This window comes from Actinomadura soli, from assembly GCF_005889715.1.
GTDB lineage: Bacteria > Actinomycetota > Actinomycetes > Streptosporangiales > Streptosporangiaceae > Spirillospora > Spirillospora soli.
Map to the genome: position 1 here is coordinate 1 of NZ_VCKW01000165.1, position 19,179 is coordinate 19,179.

General features: G+C 71.9%; 15 protein-coding genes. 9 read left to right on the forward strand and 6 right to left on the reverse strand.

Annotation, left to right across the window (positions count from 1 at the left end; genetic code table 11):
* Nucleotides 1-46: 46 nt before the first annotated feature.
* Nucleotides 47-1,729 (reverse strand): hypothetical protein, encoded by a 1,683-nt coding sequence (locus ETD83_RS27295; RefSeq protein WP_138648074.1) that lies wholly within the window; start codon nucleotides 1,727-1,729, stop codon nucleotides 47-49.
* Nucleotides 1,730-1,862: 133 nt separating this feature from the next.
* On the opposite strand from ETD83_RS27295, the gene ETD83_RS27300 reads away from it, so the two are divergent.
* The 3 genes from ETD83_RS27300 to ETD83_RS27310 all read left to right on the forward strand — a co-directional run bounded on the left by ETD83_RS27300 (nucleotide 1,863) and on the right by ETD83_RS27310 (nucleotide 4,579).
* Entirely contained in the window at nucleotides 1,863-2,150 is a 288-nt protein-coding gene (locus ETD83_RS27300; RefSeq protein WP_138648075.1) for a heme-binding protein, read from the forward strand.
* Nucleotides 2,151-2,326: 176 nt separating this feature from the next.
* Nucleotides 2,327-3,799 (forward strand): hypothetical protein, encoded by a 1,473-nt coding sequence (locus ETD83_RS27305; protein WP_138648076.1) that lies wholly within the window; start codon nucleotides 2,327-2,329, stop codon nucleotides 3,797-3,799.
* 48 nt (nucleotides 3,800-3,847) lie between these two features.
* A complete protein-coding gene (locus tag ETD83_RS27310) occupies nucleotides 3,848-4,579 on the forward strand; it encodes a translation initiation factor IF-2 (RefSeq protein ID WP_138648077.1) in 732 nt (243 codons plus the stop codon).
* Between the two features lie 36 nt (nucleotides 4,580-4,615).
* Here the strand turns inward: ETD83_RS27310 and ETD83_RS27315 are convergent, their stop codons facing one another.
* Nucleotides 4,616-4,957 (reverse strand): MmcQ/YjbR family DNA-binding protein, encoded by a 342-nt coding sequence (locus tag ETD83_RS27315; protein WP_138648078.1) that lies wholly within the window; start codon nucleotides 4,955-4,957, stop codon nucleotides 4,616-4,618.
* A 52-nt stretch (nucleotides 4,958-5,009) separates the two neighbouring features.
* On the opposite strand from ETD83_RS27315, the gene ETD83_RS27320 reads away from it, so the two are divergent.
* The 6 genes from ETD83_RS27320 (at nucleotide 5,010) to ETD83_RS27345 (ending at nucleotide 14,403) form a co-directional block, all read left to right on the forward strand.
* Nucleotides 5,010-5,390, forward strand: a complete 381-nt coding sequence (locus tag ETD83_RS27320) for a CU044_2847 family protein (protein WP_138648079.1) — start codon at nucleotides 5,010-5,012, stop codon at nucleotides 5,388-5,390.
* 6 nt (nucleotides 5,391-5,396) lie between these two features.
* Nucleotides 5,397-7,076, forward strand: coding sequence for a VMAP-C domain-containing protein (locus tag ETD83_RS27325; RefSeq protein WP_138648080.1), 1,680 nt, complete (start codon nucleotides 5,397-5,399; stop codon nucleotides 7,074-7,076).
* On the forward strand, nucleotides 7,077-8,066 hold the full coding sequence (locus ETD83_RS27330; RefSeq protein ID WP_138648081.1) for an AAA family ATPase: 990 nt from the start codon (nucleotides 7,077-7,079) through the stop codon (nucleotides 8,064-8,066).
* A complete protein-coding gene (locus ETD83_RS45495; RefSeq protein ID WP_138648082.1) occupies nucleotides 8,056-12,516 on the forward strand; it encodes an SAV_2336 N-terminal domain-related protein in 4,461 nt (1,486 codons plus the stop codon). The genes ETD83_RS27330 and ETD83_RS45495 overlap by 11 nt, the downstream gene beginning before the upstream one ends.
* Nucleotides 12,517-12,559: 43 nt before the next feature.
* Nucleotides 12,560-13,135, forward strand: a complete 576-nt coding sequence (locus ETD83_RS27340) for a TetR/AcrR family transcriptional regulator (RefSeq protein ID WP_138648083.1) — start codon at nucleotides 12,560-12,562, stop codon at nucleotides 13,133-13,135.
* Nucleotides 13,136-13,215: 80 nt separating this feature from the next.
* Nucleotides 13,216-14,403 carry a Cmx/CmrA family chloramphenicol efflux MFS transporter gene (locus ETD83_RS27345; protein WP_138648084.1) on the forward strand — a complete coding sequence of 396 codons (1,188 nt, stop codon included), beginning with the start codon at nucleotides 13,216-13,218 and terminating at the stop codon, nucleotides 14,401-14,403.
* Between the two features lie 48 nt (nucleotides 14,404-14,451).
* Here the strand turns inward: ETD83_RS27345 and ETD83_RS27350 are convergent, their stop codons facing one another.
* The 4 genes from ETD83_RS27350 to ETD83_RS27365 form a co-directional block, all read right to left on the reverse strand.
* The gene (locus ETD83_RS27350; RefSeq protein ID WP_138648085.1) at nucleotides 14,452-15,690 is read right to left on the reverse strand and encodes a hypothetical protein; all 1,239 of its coding nucleotides are present in this window, start codon (nucleotides 15,688-15,690) and stop codon (nucleotides 14,452-14,454) included.
* 196 nt (nucleotides 15,691-15,886) lie between these two features.
* A complete protein-coding gene (locus tag ETD83_RS27355) occupies nucleotides 15,887-17,953 on the reverse strand; it encodes a M6 family metalloprotease domain-containing protein (protein ID WP_230421219.1) in 2,067 nt (688 codons plus the stop codon).
* A gap of 165 nt (nucleotides 17,954-18,118) precedes the next feature.
* A complete protein-coding gene (gene rraA, locus ETD83_RS27360) occupies nucleotides 18,119-18,601 on the reverse strand; it encodes a ribonuclease E activity regulator RraA (protein ID WP_138648086.1) in 483 nt (160 codons plus the stop codon).
* Nucleotides 18,602-18,634: 33 nt separating this feature from the next.
* Entirely contained in the window at nucleotides 18,635-19,090 is a 456-nt protein-coding gene (locus tag ETD83_RS27365) for an Lrp/AsnC family transcriptional regulator (RefSeq protein WP_138648087.1), read from the reverse strand.
* Nucleotides 19,091-19,179: the final 89 nt, after the last annotated feature.

Here is a 19,179-nt window from a genome sequence, read left to right on the forward strand (position 1 = left end):
GTGGGTGAGCGCGGTCCCGGGGGCGGGGGCCCGGGACCGCGGTGGGTCAGCGGAGGCCGTAGGCGCGGGTCACGGTCTGTTGGACCGCGTTCCCGGAGCCGTCGGCGGCCTTGAACCGCAGGGCCACGTAGCCGTTGTGGGTGGTCGGGTGGGCGACGTTGGCCGTCCAGCGGTCGGTGCCGTTGGGGGTCAGGGCGACGGTGGTCCAGGTGGCGCCGTTGTTGAAGGACGCCTCCAGCGTCGCCGAGGTCACCGCGGAGCCGTTCGGGGCGCGCTCGACGACCACGTCCAGCGGGAACGTGACGCCTGACGGGGCGCGGCCGGTGCTGTCGTAGTCGCCGGTGATGCGCGGCTGGAGGAGTCCGCGCTGGTCCTCGAACGGGTCACCGGGGCGTTCGGCGGACGGGAAGGTCCAGCGCGCGTCGATGCTCGACACGTAGTTGGACCAGCCGACCGAGCGCTGCAGGGACAGGTCGAGCCGGTACGTGGCGGCCTCGGCAGGCACGTCCCAGTTTCCGGCGAGCGGGTTGGTGCTCTGGCCGACGAGCTGGCCGTCGCGGTAGAGGGTGAGCGTGCCCGTGGTGCCGTTCGAGTAGTTGCCGCCGAAGTTCTCGTGGAACGGGGTGCCGGTGTCGGCGATCAGCGGGCGGGCCAGCAGCAGTCCCTGACCGTGCCCCGTCTTCATCGTCGGCCCGAACGCGGCCTTGTTCCACGTCTCGGCGTAGGTGGCGCCGGGGGCGTAGTCCTGCTGCCTCGTGTGCCTTTGGGCGATCTGGACGTTGGCGGTCTGGTAGAAGAAGTTCCCGTTCCAGGTCACGCCGTCGGCCGTGTAGTAGATCCGCTGCGCGCTGGGCGCGGTGGCGGCGTGCGAGAGGCCCATCACCGATTCGCCGATGCCTTCGAAGTCGACGATCGTGGAGTGCGGGCCGACGCCGTTGGACGGCACTCCCTGGGACGCGTAGGTGGTGTTCACCAGCGCCAGGCTGCCCGGGGCGGCGGTGAACGTCAGCGTGGCCGGGATGCGGCCGGACGTCGGGAACGCCAGGTTGTAGACGCGCGGTGCGGGCTGGGTGGTCAGCGGTTCGGACTGGCTCTCCACGTACAGGAAGTGGTACGGACGCGTCGTGGCGGCCGACGGCCAGGCGCGCAGGCTCGTCGTCGGGGTGCCGGTGATCGTGGACGAGATCTGCTGCCCCGCGATCGTCCGCACGAGCTGGGCGTGGCTGTTGACCTCGGTGGCGGTCGTGGACGGGCTGACCGCCTTCAGCTCCGTCGCCGTCCGGGCGTCCATGGTGATGTCGGCGTCGGCGCTCACCGACAGCGCCGGGTTGCCGTAGAGGGCCAGGTCCCTGGGGTTGGCGGGGTCGCCGGTGAGGACGATGGCGGTCAGGTCGTAGGTCCCGGCCGGGACCAGGGCGGTGAGGGTGTCCCCGGCCTGGGTCAGCGGGTACTCCGCGCCGGACGCCGGGTCGATCAGGGTGGCCAGGGGCGCGACGGGGGTCCCGTCGATGTCGATGCCGCGGATCGTGACCGTGTGGTCGGCGGCCGCGCCGCGCGCGGACGCTTTGATCTTGCTGTGGCCGATGCTGGCGGCGGGCCGCGACGGCTTGGCGGTCCCGCCCGGGCCGGTCTTGGTGGTCCCGCCCGGGTCGGCCGCGGCCGCCGGTGCGGGGGCGAGCAGGGCGGCCAGCGCGGCCGCTCCGATCAGGGCTGTTCTCCAGCGCCTCACCCGAATTCCCTTCCATGCGATGACAGGGCGTCGGAAGTGGGCGCAGAACCGGACGTGCGGTCCCGGGGGACCCCCGCCGGCGGGGGGTTCTGTCCCGAATTCCATGATCACTTTAACTTGATCTTGATCGGGGGTGCGGGGTGAACGGCTCGATTCGTTCCTCAGGACGCAGAAGGCGGGCCCGCAGACCTACGAGTCGGCCAAGCGCAAGGCTTACACCGCCGTGGCGTTCGGCCGGCCCACCAGCGCCCTGACCGGGAACGAGACGATCAAGCAGATCCCGGGCACCCTCGTGCTCCCGGGCGGCGTCCCGATCATTGACAAGGGCTTCCCGATCGTGGGCATCGGCGTCGGCGGCGCCCCCGACGGACGGATCGACGAGGCCATCGCCACGGACGTCCGCAAGGCGATGGGCTACTGACCAGAGTGTCGAGAGCGGCCGGAGAGCGGGCGGTGGACGCGCTGGTAGGATCGCGGCCGATGCGTGGGCGGAGGGACGTGGCCGAGCCAGGGTCCCCGCCCCCGGCGTGACGCGGCCGATCCCCGGTCGCCGCGGGAACGCAGGATTCCACCGCCCGTCTGCAGTAAGGGTCCCCGGTGTCGCTCTCCCCTCTGGCCGACCGGCTCCCGAAGGCCATGGCCGCGGTGAAGGGCAACCGGCTGTTCGCGGTGGTGCTGGTCGCGGGCGTCGTGCTCCGCGTGATCACCACGCTGGGTTTCCAGGGCGTGCTGTGGTTCAACGACAGCTACGACTTCGTCCGGATCGCCAATGAGCCGTTTCCGCACCCGCTGCGGCCGTCCGGCTACGGGATCTTCCTGTGGACGCTGAAGCCGTTCCACAGCCTGGCGCTGGTGACGGTCCTGCACCATGCGGCGATCATCGGCCTGTCGGTGGCCGGGTACCGGATGCTGGTACGGGACTTCGACGTGCGGCGGGTGTGGGCGGCGTTGGCCGTCACGCCGCTGCTGCTGGACTCGTACCAGATCGAGCTTGAGCATCTGCTGCTGTCGGACACGCTGTTCACCGTCCTGGCGTTCGGGGCGATGCTGCTGCTGGCGAGGCCCGGCGCGACGGGGTGGCGGCGGGCGGCGCTCGTGGGGACGCTGCTCGGCGTGGCGGCCGTCACGCGGACGGTCGGGGTGCCGCTGTTCCTGATCGCGGTGCTGTATCTGCTGGTCCGCCGGACGCGGTGGCCCGCGCATGCGGCGCTCGCGGTGGCGTTCCTCCTGCCGGTGGGGGCCTACGCGACGTGGTTCCAGCAGGAGCACGGCCGCTTCGGGATGACCGGGGTGGACGGCATCTTCCTGTGGGGGCGGACGGCCGCGTTCGCCGACTGCGACGCGTTCACGCCGCCCCCGGACATCGCCCGCCTCTGCCCCCGGGGGCCGAAGGACGACCGGCCTGCCTCGTCCCACCAGATCTGGCGGGAGGGCTCGCCGACCGGGTGGACGAACGGCGAGGCGTTCGACGCGAAGACCAACGCGGACGCGCAGCGGTTCGCGCTGTGGGCGATCCGGAACCAGCCGCTCGACTACGCGCGGGTGGTGTCGTACGACTTCTTCGTCCGGACGTTCTCGTGGAACCGCAGCCAGTACCCCACCGTGGGCACCGAGGCCAGGTACCACTTCCCGACGAAGCCCACCGCGTTCAAGCCGGACCTGCCCGTGCTCGGCGGAGGCGACCGGCGGACGGTCGTTCGCGAGTATTCGCACGGCACGGGACGCACCCACATAGTGGACCCGTACGCGGGTGTCATGCGCGGCTACCAGGAGCACGTGAGAGTGCCCGGCACCGTGCTGGGGGTCGTCCTGCTGGCCGGGGCGGCCGGGATCGTGTGGCGGCGGGCGCGCGCGCGGACGGCGCTGTTCTGGACGTCGAGTGTGACTCTTCTAGCCGTCCCGCCCATCACCGTGGACTTCGACTACCGGTACCTCCTGCCCGCGCTGCCGTTCGCGTGTTTCGCGGCGGCGATGGCATGGGGACGCAGCGTCCCGTCCGGCCGGTCGAAGGCCAAGCCGGTCAGGGAGACCCCGGACGAGAAGGAACCGCAGCCCGCCACCGCGAACTGAGTACGAACGCGGATACCGCCCGGGGTCCGGCACCTCGATCATGAGCCCATGCGCCGAATCATGATCGTCCTGGTGGGCCTGCTGATCACGGGGTGCGTCCCCGGGACGTCGGTCGAGGACCGGGCCGCCGACGACGCCCGGGAGAAGGCCCGCCGGGTCGGGAACGCCCTGCACGGCGGGCGTGTGTGGTCCGCGCAGGACATGGGGCACCGTGCGGCCGACCTCGACGGGATCGACGTCATGCGGGTGGGCGGCGCCTCGACGGGCACGCCGGAAGGCGTCCTGGTGGTGGTCCGGACGTCCGGCTCCGCTCCCGAGGACTGGCCCGACACCGGGACGGTCACCGTGAAACGGTGCTTCGAACTGCGGTTCAACCGTCACACGGAATGGGACGACACGCCGCGAAAGGTGTCCTGCCCGCGCGGCGAGCCGATCAGGTTCACGCCGTGGCCGAAGACGCCGGAGATCCCGTCCGGACGGCTGGAGAGGGCGCTGCCGCGCGTCCCGGCCGCGGGCGCGGCGGACGAGGCGGAGGTCCGTGCGGCCGTCGCGGCGCTGCGCCTCGACCCGGCCGTCCGCGTCGAGTTCATGACGCGGGGCGCCGTTGTGGGCGTCGTGCTGTCGGTGAGGCCGTACCTGTCCGGGGCGCTCGACTGCGTCCTGGCCCGCGTCGCGCCCGGCCGGACGGCCGTGTGGTCACCGCCGAGAATCCAGCGCATGCCCGGCGAAGGCGGATGCAGCGCGGGCAACGCGATCGACCCGATGCCGCCGCCGCACTGAACGGCGCTTGATGGCGTTGAGCCGCACTTAAGCGCGCTAGAGGCCGAGGCGGGCGGCGGCGACCTTCTTCGGGACGACCATGCGCCACGCGTCCACGACCAGTTCCCGCATTTCGGGTTCGTCGAGCGCCTCCGTCCAGGCGTGCACCCAGTTGAAGCGCAGGTCGGATTCGCGCGGGAGGTGGAATTTCTCCGGCTCCGACTCGATCAGCGCGGCGCGCTCCTCCTTGGGGAACGCGAAGCCCATCACGGTCTCGTCCTGGGAGAAGGCGACGTAGACGATCGCGCCGACGCGGAACTTCACCTGGTCCCTGATCAGATGCTCGGACGTGCGCGGAAGCGTCCGGGTGAGCGCCCGCACCTGGTCGACGGTGATCATCCTGTCCTCCTGTGGCCGGGGCAGCGGTTCCCAGCAAAGCATCACACACCGCATGATCTTGATAGATTTCCGTGACGAGGGGGCGGACGTGAACGAACTGGTGCGCTGGCAGACCGAGCACGGGACCATCGTCGTGGAGACCGACGACCGGGAACCCGGGTTCTCGTCGGTGTCCAGGTCGGGCGGGATGATCCACGACGCCGCCGGGAAGTTCGAGGACGCGTTCCAGCACGTCCGGGACGCGGCGGAGACGGCGCTCGCGGCGCTGCGCGGCGGCGAGCTGAACCCGGACGCGGTCGAGCTGGAGTTCGGCGTCAAGCTGAACGCGGCGGCCGGGGCCGTGATCGCCAAGACGTCCGTCGAAGGGCACCTCAAGGTCAAGATGAGCTGGGGCCGGCCGGGAACGGGAACCGGAGCCCCAGGGGAGGCGTAACCGGACGTGGACGACTGGCAGTGGCGCGCCTGGGTCGGCCATCCGGCGGGCGGGAAGCTCGGCGCCGCGTTCCTCGTCACCGCGACACGGCTGCTGACCTGCGCGCACACCGTTCATGAGCGGGACGAGGCGCACGTCGGGTTCCCCGGGCTCCGCGAAGGGCTGCCCGCCAGGGTCGTATGGCGCGGCGGCTGGCGGCGGGAGGGCGACACCGGCGACGTCGCCGTCCTCGAACTGGACGAGCCGGTGCCCTACGCGCCCGCCCGGCTGGCCGCACCCGACGACCTGCACGAGCGCACCGCGGCCGGCCGGACGTTCGGCGTCTGCGGCTTCCCCAGGCGGCACGACCAGAACGAGCGGCACGCGGCCGTGACGACGTCCCCGTACCGCGGCATGCGGCAGGAGTGGTGGGAGCTCAAGACGGGCGCGGGCGAATGGCTGGAGGAGGGGTTCAGCGGGTCCGCCGTGTACGACACGTCGACGGGCGAGGTCATCGGCATGGTGACGAACGCCGAGCTCCGCCACGGCGACCGCGCCGAACTCGGCTGGATGCTGCCCGTCACCAGCCTCCGTGCGCACTGGGAGGAGCTGGACGACCTGCTCCCGCTCCGCTGGACGACCCCGGGGGCGCGGCGGGAGCTGCGGGAGCTGCTGGACGGTGTGCGCTTCACCGAACCGCTCGGCGCCGACCTGGAACGGGCCGTCGGCCGCCCGCCGCTCGGCGAGTTCCGATCCGCGTGGGCGTCGGTGCGGCATGTCGCGGAAGGGTTCGCGGAGGACCGGCTCGCCCGGTATGTGGCGGCATTGGGGCGGCACCTGCCCGAGGCGCGGCGGCAGCGGCTCAGTGGCTGGTCGGCGCGGCATCTGCCCGGTGCGGCGGCCGGTGCGGGGGCCCCGCCGCGTCCGGAGCCCGCGTCGGTGATCGTCCGGCTGGAGCGGGTGACGTTCGACAACGCCTTCGACGTCACCGTGCACACCTGGATCGACGGGGCCGAGGGGCCGTCCAGTCCGACCGTGCGCGTCCCGGAGCGGCGGGTGCGGGCGGCGGTCGAGGCGGGCGTGTCCGCGCTCGCGCCGGCGCTGTTCGGGCACGCGTGGATGATCGAGTTCGCGGTGCCGGAGAGCTGGCTCGGCAAGCCGTTCGAGCAGTGGTACGTCGACCCCCGCAACAAGATCCCGATGCGCCGGTATCCGGTCGTCGTCCGGGACGTCGAGCGGCTGCGCCCCGACTCGATCCGCCGCGACCAGGCCCACCACCGCTGGAAGCTGCTGAACGCGCGGGGCCGCAGCGACCCGCATCCGATCCCCTGCGACGAGCCGCGCAAGGGCAGCGACTTCCAGGACTGGCTGGAGGCGCATGTCGATTTCTGCGTGCTCGTCTACGGGTCGCGTCCGGTCAAGAGCCGGTTGACGGCCGCGCTCAACAACGGCATCCCCGTCATGCTGTGGACGCGCACGCCCTGCGACGCGCCCTCCCACGGCGACTGCCGCGGGCACCGCGTCCTCGACGAGCTGACCGCCGCCGTGGGCGACAAACACCCCGGCGACCTGCCCCAGGTCGCGCTCGCCCTGCGCAAGGAGGCGCTCGTCGCCCCCAAGGACAAACCGCACTGTGGCCGCGACCTCACGCTGCTCTGGGACGATCCGTCCCGGCTCCCCGATCCCCCGCTCGCCATGGAGGTTTAGGTGCCCGACTGGCTGCTCTACACAGGGAGCCGTCGCCCGCACGACGGCATCGACCGGTTGCCTCCTCCGCCGCCCTGGCGCGCGTTCGACGGCGAGCCCGTCCTGCCGTTCCCGTCCGGGCCTTCGGGTAACGAGCACCAGGCGACGACGTACCGTCCGTCCGACGATGCCGTGCAGCAGGTCAACGCCGCCCTGTATCTGCGTCGCCCGCTCCTGGTGACGGGCCCGCCGGGTACGGGGAAGTCGACGCTCGCCTACGCGGTGGCCCACGAACTGGGGCTCGGATCCGTCCTGCACTGGCCCATCACCAGCCGGACGACGCTCCGCGACGGCCTCTACCAGTACGACCCCATGACCCGCCTCTACGCCGCCGGACGAGCCGAGACGCCTGGCAGGGCCGACGCGTCCGCCGAGGAGGACATCGGCCGCTACATCCGCCTCGGCCCCCTCGGCACCGCGCTGCTCCCCTACGGACGTCCCCGCGTCCTGCTCGTCGACGAGATCGACAAGAGCGACATCGACCTGCCCAACGACCTGCTCACGATCTTCGAGAAGGGCGAGTACGAGCTGCCGGAGCTGACCCGCCGCGCGGACCCGTCCGCCGACGTCATGACCGCCGACGGGCCGGGCTCCCGCGTCACCGTGACCGCCGGGACGGTCCGCTGCCGCGCGTTCCCGCTGGTCGTGATGACCAGCAACGGCGAACGCGAGTTCCCGCCCGCGTTCCTGCGCCGCTGCGTCACCGTCGAGCTGCGGCAGCCGTCCGGCGAGGCGGAGCTGTCGGCGATCGTCCGCGAGCACCTCGGGCCGCTCGCCGACCAGAGCGACGACCTCGTCCGCCGGTTCTTCGAGCGCGCCACGTCCGGCACCCTCGCGACCGACCAGCTCCTCAACGCCGTCTACCTGTGCCGCCACGCCGACACCGAGGACCGCGGGGCCCTGGCCGACCGCATCATGCCGTACCTGTCGGAGCCGATCGATGACGATTGACCGCCTCCGGGACGCCCTCTCCGCCATCGGCCCGCCGCCGGACGCGCGCGAGCTGAGCGAGATGCTGTGGCTCGCCTGCCACATTTCGCCTCCCGAGGCGCGGCCCCCGTCCCCGCCGGTCATGCCGGCGGAACCCGAGGAGCCCGCCGGGCCTCCGCGTCCAGCCGCACCGCCCGCGCCCACCCCGCCGGCGCCGCCCGCCGGTGAGCCGCCCGCCCGGCTCCATCCGCGGCCCGCGCCCGGCGCCGAACCGGCCGGCGAGGCGGCCGAGGTGCTCGTCCCGACCGCGCCGATGCTGGCGGACCCGCTCGGCGTACAGCGGGCGCTCCGGCCGCTGAAGCGCCGCGTCCCGTCCCGGCACCGCTTCGAGCTGGACGAGGACGCGACCGCCGCCCGCATCGCCGAGACCCGCCTGTGGACGCCCGTCCTCGTCCCGTCGCCCGAACGCTGGCTGAGCCTGAGCCTCGTCGTCGACACGGGCCCGACGATGCGGCTCTGGCGCCCCCTGGCCCGCGAGCTGACCGAGGCGCTCCTCCGCCAGGGCGCGTTCCAGGACGTCCATCTCGGCTATCTCGACGCCACCGGCGGCATCACCGCCACGCCCGACGCCCCCCGCCAGGACCCGGGCACCCTGGTGGACGCCTCGGGCCGCCACGCCGTGCTCGTCCTGTCCGACTGCTCCGGCCCGCACTGGTGGAACGGGCGCGCCGCACGGGCCGTCCGCCGGTGGGCGCAGACCGGACCGACCGCGATCCTCCAGCCCCTCGCCGAACGCCTCTGGCGGCGCACGGCCGCCCCCGCCACGCCCGGCGTCGCCGTCCTGCCCCGCCCGGCTGCGCCGAACACCGACCTGCGCTTCACCCCGTACGACGGTGCCGCCATGCCCGGGATCCCCGTCCCCGTCCTGGAGGCGGCGCCCCGCTGGTTCGGCGCCTGGGCCCGGCTCGTCTCCGGCTCGGACCCGCAGCCCGCCGCCATCGCGACGTTCCCGTCCCGCCCGTCCGGGACGGCCCCGGTGCGGCGCGAGCGCGAACTGCCGATCGGCGAACGCGTCCGCCGCTTCCTCGCCACGGCCTCCCCGGGCGCGGCCGAACTCGCCGCGCACGTCGCGGTCTCCGTCCCGTCCCTGCCGGTGATGCGCCTCATCCAGCACCGCATCCTCGGCGGCTCGGGCCCCGGGCAGCTCGCCGAAGTCCTGCTGAGCGGCCTCCTGCGTCCGGCCGGGGGCGTCCGCTACGAGTTCGTGCCCGGCGCCCGCGACGCCCTCCTCGACACGCTCCCCCGCCCCGAGGCCCAGCACACCCGCCGCGTCCTCGAAGCCGTCTCCGCCGAGATCGAACGCCGCGCCGGTACGTCCGCCGACCGGTTCCGCGCCCTCCTCCCCACCGGCGGCGGCCCGGTCACCCTCACCGCCGACACCGACCACTTCGCCCTCCTCACCCCCCGAACCCGCTCCCACCTCGTCCCGGAGCCGCCGACCTCAGATGCGCCCGACCTTTTGGAACTCATCGGCACACCAGTCGACGAACTGCTCGGCGACGACTGGGACCACCGCCCCCTGAGCCCCATCCCCATCGGCGTGGACGACCACGGCGAAACGGTCTCGATCGACGTCCTCCGCGGCGCGAGGCCGCCCCGCGGAGCGACCCGCGGCCTGCTGGAGGCCGGCGGAACGCTTCGCGGCCCGCAAAGCGCCGTCCACGAAGTGCTCCGAACGATTCTCCTGAGCCTGGCCCTCAACCACTCACCGGAGCAGGTCTCCTTCGTCCTCATCGGCTGCTCCGACTTCTCTGAGAGCGACTCGTACCTCGGCCTGAACCTGCTCCCCCACATCGCCTTCACCGACGACGACATGGTCGGCCCGGAAGATGACGACCCGATCTCATCGCTGTTCAGGCGCGAAAGCCGGCGCCGCGAGAAGGTCCTCAGGGACGCCAACGTCAAGACGTGGGACGAGTACCAGGCGGCCATCGCTCGCGGCCGCCGGCTCGACCCGTTGCCCGCGCTGGTCGTCATCCTCGGCGCCGACCGCCGCCGCCCGGACGCGGAGCCGGATCTGAGCGAGTTCATCGGCCAGGTGTCCGGCAGGAGACGTGACCTCGGCTTCCGGTACGTGCGCCACCCCGTGGAGGCAGGGTTCCATTCCCCGCCCAGATGGCAGATCTTCTTCACCGGCGGCCGTGCGACGCTCCTGGACGAGTGGCCGGAGCCCGCTCCCTTCCATCCCGCTCAGATCCCATCGACGGTCGCCGGGCCCCTGCTGGCCCGGATGGGACGGCGCGGACCGCACGCCCGCCGGCTCACCGTCCACCCGCCCGCGCACCCGTCCGACGTGCTCGGGCTCAACGGCGGCGGGCCGAGCGGAGGGTTCGAGGAGAGCTGGGGGCTTCCCGCGTCCGAGCCCCGGGATCCGGTCGTCGGCTACGACGCCGATGGGAATGCCGTCTCCCTTTATCCGCTCGACCTTTCGTCGGGGCTTCCGCATGGGCTGGTCGTGGGCGAGACCGAGGCCCGGCAACGCGTCGTCCGCGCCATTACGCTCGCGCTCGCCGCGACGTCCTCTCCCTCGGAGGTCATTCTCGCCTTCGCGGGTCTGGGCGAGCATCCGCTCGGGGATCCCATCGCGCTGCCGCACGTCGTCTACTCCGAAGACGAATTGCTCGGCCGCCCGGAAAAGCTCCAGGAGTTCATCAGATTCCTCACGGACGAACTCGACGCCCGGGCCGCAGAGGGAGCGCCCGAAAGCATGGTGGAAGAACTCCTCTCCCCGGACGCGCCGAGACCGCCGCCGAGCCCGCCGCGGCTGCTCGTGGTGGCGGACCTCTCACTGACCTTTCCGTCCAGCAGGCGTGAGGTGGGCGAGGCGCTCCTCTCGCTCGCACAGCGGGGCAGGTCGCTCGGTGTCCAGCTGCTGCTCACGTCGACCACTGTGGAGAGCACCACGACGTGGAACCGGTTCCTGCCGCTCCTCGGATGGCGGATCGCCGCGAGCCCCCTGCCGCACGCCGAACTCCAGCGCGTCCTCGGACGGGCGAACCTCCCCTTCGTGGACGAGCGGACGGCGTACCTCCTGGCGGGAGGCGGCACCCCGCGTCCGTTCACCGTGGCGCAAGAGCCCGACGAATCCGCGCTCGACAACTTCCTCGAACGTGTGCGGGGGCGGTCGCAGCCCGCGCCGTCGACCGGCTACGACACGGCCGTGCTCGGTGGACTCCCCGCCCGGCTCGGACGGCTGCTGAACATGTACGAGGGGTTGCTCGTCCGGATCGGCGGCGGGCACGAGGCCATCGGCGTGTTCGGGGAACTCATGGACGAGGAAATCCGGTCCCGGCGGGCGGGCACGGCCACAGGGAAACGCCACCTGGTGTTCGAAGGACGGCGTCCCACGCGGGCGATGTCGGCGTGCGCGCAGCTGTACGGGGAGTTGCTCAGTGAGCTGGGCGTGGTGTCGACGGGCGACCCGATCGAGGCGTCCAGTGAGGCATCGCACGATCTCGACCTGATGAACACTGTGGGGACGGTCCTGGAGCAGTTCGGGTCGGCCGTCGGCAAGGTGCTGTTCTTCCACGTCGCGGCGGACGTGCCGCTCCGAGAGGACCGCGACCGCTCAGCGATCGGCACTGCGCTCGGCATGGCCATGGACGAATTCGGCGACGATCCGGTCGTCGTCCTTTACGGCGAGACCCCGGTTCTGAGCCGCCTGTGGGAACGCACCCCCGGCCTCCGCGACCGGTTCCGCCGCACCGTCACCTTCAGCCAGGACACGGCTCACGCCGACCCGGCCACCACCACGACCGCCGCGCGCACACCGATCTCCATCGGCGTCGACGCCGAGACGAGCGAGCGGGTCCTGCTCGACTTCGAGACCGACCGGCATCTGCTGATCACCGGGCCGTCCGGGCGGCGGAGAGCGGCATTGGAACGCCTCCTGATCGGTGAGATCGCGTCGCACCGGGACCGGCAGAGGCTGATCTACGTCCTCGACACGCAACGCCGGCTCCGCGCGGGCGACGACGCGGCGGATCCGCCGGGCGTCCGGTACGCCGACACCACCGAGGAGTTCACCTCGTTCGTGAACGAGGCCTACTGGAACGCCAGGGCGCGGAAGTCGCTCGGGTGGGGCCCCGAGACCTACGTCTTCGTCGCGAACCGCAGAAGGCTGCTGGAAGGCGATCCGCTCACGCGGCTGCTTCCGATGCTGGCGTCGAGCCGCGAGTACGGGCTCCATCTGGTGCTGTCCCGGCCTCAGTTCGGCTTCGGCGAGCCTCTGGACCCGCCGGTCAGGGCGTTGCACGAGGCGGGGGCGCCCGCGCTGATGATGGGCTACAGCGGCCAGGAGGCGGAACTGTGGGGTGTGCCGGAAGCCCTGCTCGGCTCGCTGTCCCGCGGCCGGGCGGTGCTGGCACACGGGAACCGGCGGCGCCTCATCCAGCTCGACGAGCCGGCCTGACCCGTATTGGATCGTACGGTCCATAACGTGTTACGGTGGGCGCATGGCGCGGCCGAGGAAGTTCGAGGAGGAGCGGGCGCTCGAGGCCGCCATGCGGGCGTTCTGGACGGACGGCTACGAAGCGACCTCCACCCAGGAGTTGTGCAACGCCACCGGACTCGGGCGCAGCAGCATCTACAACACGTTCAGGAGCAAGCACGACCTGTTCGAAAAGGCCCTGGCCCGCTACATGGAGATCAAGACGGCCAACATCATCCAGGTCCTGGAGGACGGTGGCCGACCGGTGCGGGAGCGACTGCGGACGATCCTGGAGTGGGCCGTCGAACCCGTGCCGGGCGATCCGGCCGGGTGCCTGGTCGTCAACACGATGGTGGAGCTGGCGCCCCGCGACGAGGTGATCGCCGAGCGGCTTGAGCGGGACGAGCGGCGGCGGCTGACGGCGCTGACCGCCGCGATCAAGGAAGGGATGCGCGCCGGGGAGATCGACCGGGGCAAGGACGCGCGGGCGCTGGCGCATTTCGTCGTCTCGACGGTCAGCGGCATGCGGGTCGTGGCCCGCGGCGGCGCCGACAGGCGCACGCTCACCTCGATCGCCGACACCGCCATGGACGCCATCTGAAGCCAGCCGACGGGCATCGGCCCGTCTTTTTCTACGCCCACATTTTGAACTGAACCGTCCAATACAGAGAGGCGACATCGATGCCACTGGCCGTCTTCGTGCTCGGGATGGCGATCTTCGCGCAGGGGACCTCAGAGCTGATGCTGGCGGGGCTGCTGCCCGGCATGGCCGACGACCTCGGCGTGTCCGTGCCGGACGCCGGACTGCTGATCTCGGCGTTCGCGATCGGGATGCTCCTCGGCGCGCCGGTGCTCGCCGTCCTGACGCGGCGCTGGCCGCACCGGCGGGCGCTGCTGGCCTTCCTCGCCGCGTTCGCCGCGACCCACGTGATCGGCGCGCTCACGTCCGACTATCGGGTGCTGTTCGCGACGCGTGTCGTGGGGGCGTTCGTCTACGCCGGGTTCTGGGCGGTGGCGGCGGCGACGGCGATCAGCCTCGTCCCGGCGAACGCGCGCGGGAGGGCGATGGGGATCGTCGCCGGCGGGCTCACGGTCGCGGCGATCGTGGGGCTCCCGGCCGGGACGGTCATCGGGCAGCATCTCGGCTGGCGGGCGGCGTTCTGGGCGGTCGCGGCGATGTCGGTGGCCGCGATGGCGGGGGTGGCGGCGACGATCCCCGCCGGACGCCCGGACGGCGAGGTCCCGCGCATTCGGGACGGGCTGCGCGCGGTGGCCGTCCCCAGGCTGTGGCTGCTGTACGGGACGATCGCCCTGGCCACGAGCGGGCTCATGGTCACGTTCAGCTATCTGGGCGCCCTGCTGGAGGAGACGACCCGTATCGCGGAGGCGTGGGTGCCCGCGGTGCTCGCCCTGTACGGGGCGGGCGCGCTCATCGGCATCACGGCGGGCGGGCGGACGGCCGACACGCGAGCCGTCCCGACCCTGTACGCGGGGTTCGGCGGGCTCGTCCTGGTGTCGGTGGCGCTGGCGCTGACCGCCGGGTCTCCGGCGCCCGCGGTGGCGCTGGTGTTCCTGCTCGGCCTTGTCGGGTTCGGGACGAATCCGACGCTCAACTCACGGGCCTTCGGGATGGTAGAGGGTTCGGCGACGCTGGTCGCGGCAGGGAACGTGGTCGCGTTCAACATCGGGATCACGGCGGGCCCGTGGCTCGGCGGGCTCGCGATCGACGCGGGCGCCGGGCTCGCGTCCACGGCCTGGATCGGCGCCGCACTCGGCGTGCTGGCGCTGGGTGCGGTCGCCCTCGGCCACGGCCGCGAGCGGGCGGCCGGGGCGGTCGGAGCCCGGCCCCGGACGAAGGTGAACGCGTGACCGGGGGCCGGCGCGAGGAGCTCGTCGCGCCGGCCCGGTCCGCGGTGGTCAGGAGCAGGAGTCGGCCGGGAAGCCCCAGAGGGCGCGCTTGCGGGCGTGTTCGGCGATCGTCCAGATGCGGTGCTGGCCCCGGTAGCAGGACAGGTCCTCGGGGCCGTGCGAGATGGTGCGGCGGGCGACGCTGCCCCACCCGTCCCAGTCCCGGGACGCCGTGAGGAGCCGTCCGCGCTTCTGGCCCCTGCCCTGGGTGAACCACCAGCGGCCGTGCGTCCTGACGCCGCCCTGGATCTTGTCACCCGGCAGCGTGGCGGCCCAGTCGGCATGGACGGCGCCCGCCCCGGACATCGCCCAAAGCGGCCAGGTGACCACGCGTCCCTGCGGCGCTTTCGGCTTGCAGTACTCGCCCGCGATGAGGGCGTGCCGCCACGTGGTGCGGTCGATGGCGATCCAGGACATGCGCAGCGGGCCCGAGCCGTGGCATTTGCCGCTGGTCTCGCCGCGCGTGAAGTGCCAGCTGCCCGTCTGCGCTATCACGTAGCGGTGGCCGTGGCCGTAGTACTTCTTGCCGTGCAGCCCGACCCGTCCGGCATGATCGGTGGACCCGGCCTTGCTTTTGCCCAGGTCGTAGATCTGCCGCATGTCGAATTCGCGGACGCCGTGGCGCGTGTCGGCAACGTACAGCTTCTGGCCGTACCAGGCGATGCCCCCGGCATGGATGCCGATGTCGGTGTAGGTCGGCCGTCCGCCCTTCATCGTGGGGTAGACGAGCAGGACATGGCGGTACGAGCGCCTGGCGGGGTTGACGAACGTCAGCCTGATCTTGCCGCTGTCGTGCCAGGACACGAGCAGGGGCCTGCCGCCGCCGGGCAGCCGTTCGCCCGCCATCGCGTCCGAGACGCCCGTGACGCCCTGCGGGACCCACTCCTCCGTCGCGCTGTCCGCCCGGTCGAAGCAGTGCACGAGCGAGCGGGCGGGCACGGCCGCCGGCTTTCCGCAGCCGTGGCCGAGCCTGCGCTGCCCGGACGCGGTGAGCAGCGCGTCCACGCTGCTCCGTTCGAGCCTGCCGCTCAGCGCGCGGAGCGGCCCGCCGCGGTCGGAGACCCGGCGCAGATCGAAGTCACGAAGATTCGGAGCCGCCACGGTGGCCCGCGAGGACGCCGCCTGAACGGACGCCTGGACGGGCGTTGCCTGCGCGGGCGGCGCCTGGACGACACTCGCCACAAGCGCGGCCAACGGGACGGCCATCGCGGCGGCCACGCCATCCCGCCGGCGACGACGTCTGGTCACTGTACGCTGCAAGATGATCACATTCCGCAACGTATCCCGACCCGGGGTCACTCATGGTGAAGAGATCACCTAGGGAGATGCAACTTAGTTTTCGCGCACCATTACGTCGCGCGAGTGAACCGCCGACCCGCCCCGGGCGTCGCGCGGAACGACGGACGGGACGGCCCGGAGGCCGTCCCGTCGCCGAATCCCCCTATCAGCGCAGCTTGCACGTCCCGGTGCTGGACTTCGACGGGTCGCTCTCCGAGGTCGCCGTCACCGGCAGGTCGGTCTTGCGGTGGCCGCGCCGCGCGGCCTTCGCCCACACCTCGACCTCCGTGCCGCCCTTCGCCTGAGCGGTGGCCAGCTCGTTCGGGAGCCAGGTCGTCCAGCCGCTGGGCGCGCCGGCCTTGAGCCGGAACACGTCGGAGCCGTGGTAGCCGGTGCCGCCCTTGCCCTTGTTCTGGAGCGTGAGCGTGCACTTCATCCAGCCGGCGCCGGTCGGCTGGGCCTGGCCGTTGCCGAGCTGCACGCCGCGCTGCTGCGGCCCTGCGCCGTCCAGCGACCGGATCGCGACCGTGTACGCCAGGATGCCCTTCCGGTCGCGCTCCACGTTCAGGACGTAGAAGTGCAGCCGGTTGGCCTGGTCGACGTACTCGTACTCGCTGCCGGAGTTCGTCCCCGCGTGGAACAGGGCGTCGGACAACTGCCGGTAGTCGCCGATCGTCATCTTCATGGGGGTGCCGTCCGGCAGGACGAAGTCGACCTTGTCGATGTCCTGCGGGTTGGCGTCCTTGACCCAGATGAACGGGGCATCGTCCTTGTCCTTGGTCTTCGCCAGCAGGACGCCGGAATCCGGGGTGAAGGAGTCGGTGCCCATCCGGTCGACGACCTCAAGGGTGTAGTTGTCGTAGCCGCCCTCGTCGCACAGGGGGTCGGTCTTGGGGTCGCACTTCGGGCTCTTGTCGCCGCCCGCGCCGAGCTTGAGGTTGACGCCCGTGAGGCCGCCCTGACCGGGCACGACGGACCGGGCCGTCACCCGCGCGACGGCCACACCGGACGAGGCCAGCTTCTCCCGGTCGAGCTGGAGCACGTGGTTCGGGTCGACCATTTCGAGCTTCAGCTTGTTGCGCAGCATGTGCTGGGCGCCCATGGAGCCGCCGCCCGTCGCGGGGATCGTCCACCGGCTGTGGGGGCCGCCGGGCCCGTTGAACGTGCCGCGGCTCAGCATGTCCCAGATGCCGCTGTAGGCGCGGCGCGGCGGGTTGCTGTACGGGTTGTTGTAGTTGTCGGCGATGCCGAGGATGTGGCTGAACTCGTGGGCGAAGACCGACATGCCGGAGCTCTCCGCCTGGGTGGACGACTCGCCGAAGATGGCGTTCGGCCAGATGGTGGAGCCGGCCTGCCAGGACGTCCAGGGGATGTACCGGGTCCGCACCCAGTTCGTCAGGCCCGGGTCGCCCGGACCCCACTCGGCGGGCACGTTCTCCGGCGTGCCGAACTTCATCTGCCCGAACTCCTGCCAGGTGGACGACTCGTCCTGCCCGGCGCTGAGGAAGAACACGAAGTCGAACTTCTTCGCGGTCTCCTCGCCGACGTCCGCGACCCACGCGGCCCGCGCGTCCTTGCGGAGGTCGCGGTTGCAGGTGTCGCCCGCGGGGCAGCCCGTCCCGCCCTGCATGGCGTCCACGCCGTACTCGTGGTCCTTGGCGGGCATCTGGTAGGCGCCGAACCCGGTGAGGTTCACCCCGTACCGGCCGCCGGAGTCCTCCATCCAGTACTCGTGGAGGGTGTGGCCGTGGTTGAGCTGCTGCGGCTTGTTGAGGAACTCCTCGTAGAACTTGGCGACCTTGCCGCGCGGGACGTCCCCGACGCCCACCGGGTTGCCGAAGATCGAGGAGTTCTTCGGCTGGGTCACCACGAACGGCTGGTTGGCGTAGTCGACCAGCACGACGGCGCCGTTGAAGGTCTTGACCGACCCCTTCCTGGCGGGGTCGGCCCAGGTCGTTCCCGGGATCTGCTTGTAGTCGTCCCAGGTCATCGTCTCGGGCAGCTCGTAGTTCTGCGGGTCGATGGGACGCGGGGCGCCGTGCGCGAAGCTCTGCGGGGACGGCTGGGCGCGCTGCCACGGCTGCGTCTGCGGCCAGTGCCGCATCTGCCACGGGTTGGCGGTGGGTTTCGGGATGGGCGGACTCGGCGGCGCGGCCGCGGCGGGTAGGGCGGCGAGTCCCACGACCAGCCCCATCACCGCCGCGGGAACCACCAGCATGTTCTTGGCGCGCATGTCTCCCCTGCCTCAGGTGGGTTGCGGGGAGAAAAGTAGAGAAAGGGAGATACGCCCGGCTACGGCCGACTTAGCCGATCTAATGCTGTTTGGCATGGCATGTCGGACAATGCGCCCAGGTCAGGCCGTCCAGCGCCGGATCCGGCCGGGATGCGCCAGGCCAGGCTAGGCCAGCAGGTCACGCTCGGCGACGACGATCCCGTCCTCGTCGCTGTAGAGCCGGTCGCCCGGACGGAACTCCACGCCGCCGAACATCACGGGCACGTCCACCGCGCCGGCGCCGTCCTTGGCGCTCCTGCGCGGATTCGACCCGAGCGCCTTGACGCCCAGGTCCAGCCCGCGCAGCGCCGCCACGTCCCGGACCGCGCCGTTGAGCACCACCCCGGCCCAGCCGTTCGCCACCGCCGCCGCCGCGATCATGTCCCCCATCAGCGCGGACGCCAGCGACCCGGCACCGTCCACGACCAGCACCCGGCCCTCGGCCGGCGTGTTGAGCAGCTCCTTCACCAGCCCGTTGTCGCGGTTGCAGCGCACCGTCGACACCCGGCCGGCGAACGTCAGGCGCGCACCGTACTGCCGGAACTGCGTCCGGCAGCTGCGCAGCTCGTCCCCGAAGTCGTCGGCAAGGTCAGCGGTCGTGAACTCCATGCCCGGCACCTTAGGGCACCCGCCCGCGGCGGCTCAGCGCGAGGGCGCATCGATCGGGCGGCCGATCAGCCGGGACAGGACGATCGCCGTCTTCGTCGCCGTGATGTTGTCCTCGCGGCGCAGCCGTTCGAGCGCCTGCTCCAGGTGCTGGATGTCGCGCGCCCGCACGTGCACCAGGGCGCTGGCGTCACCGCTGATCGTGTACGCCGCGACGACTTCGGGATGCCCCCGGACGCTTGAGTAGATCTCCTCGGGGGACGTCGCACCCGTGCAGAAGATCTCGATGAACGCCTCGGTCGTCCAGCCGAGCGCGGCCGGGTCGACGACGGCCGCGAAGCCGGTGATGACGCCGTCCGCGCGGAGCCGGTCGACGCGCCGCTTCACCGCCGGAGCCGACAGCCCGACCCTGTCCCCGATCTGCGCGTACGAGGCGCGCCCGTCCTCCAGGAGCCGTGCAACGATTCGACGGTCCAGCTCGTCAAGACGCAACAAATAACACCCCCAAAGTCGGTTTTCGTCATTGGTCGACCGTCGATCCCGAACATACGCTGGATATCGGATCGGCGGCCACCCCGACC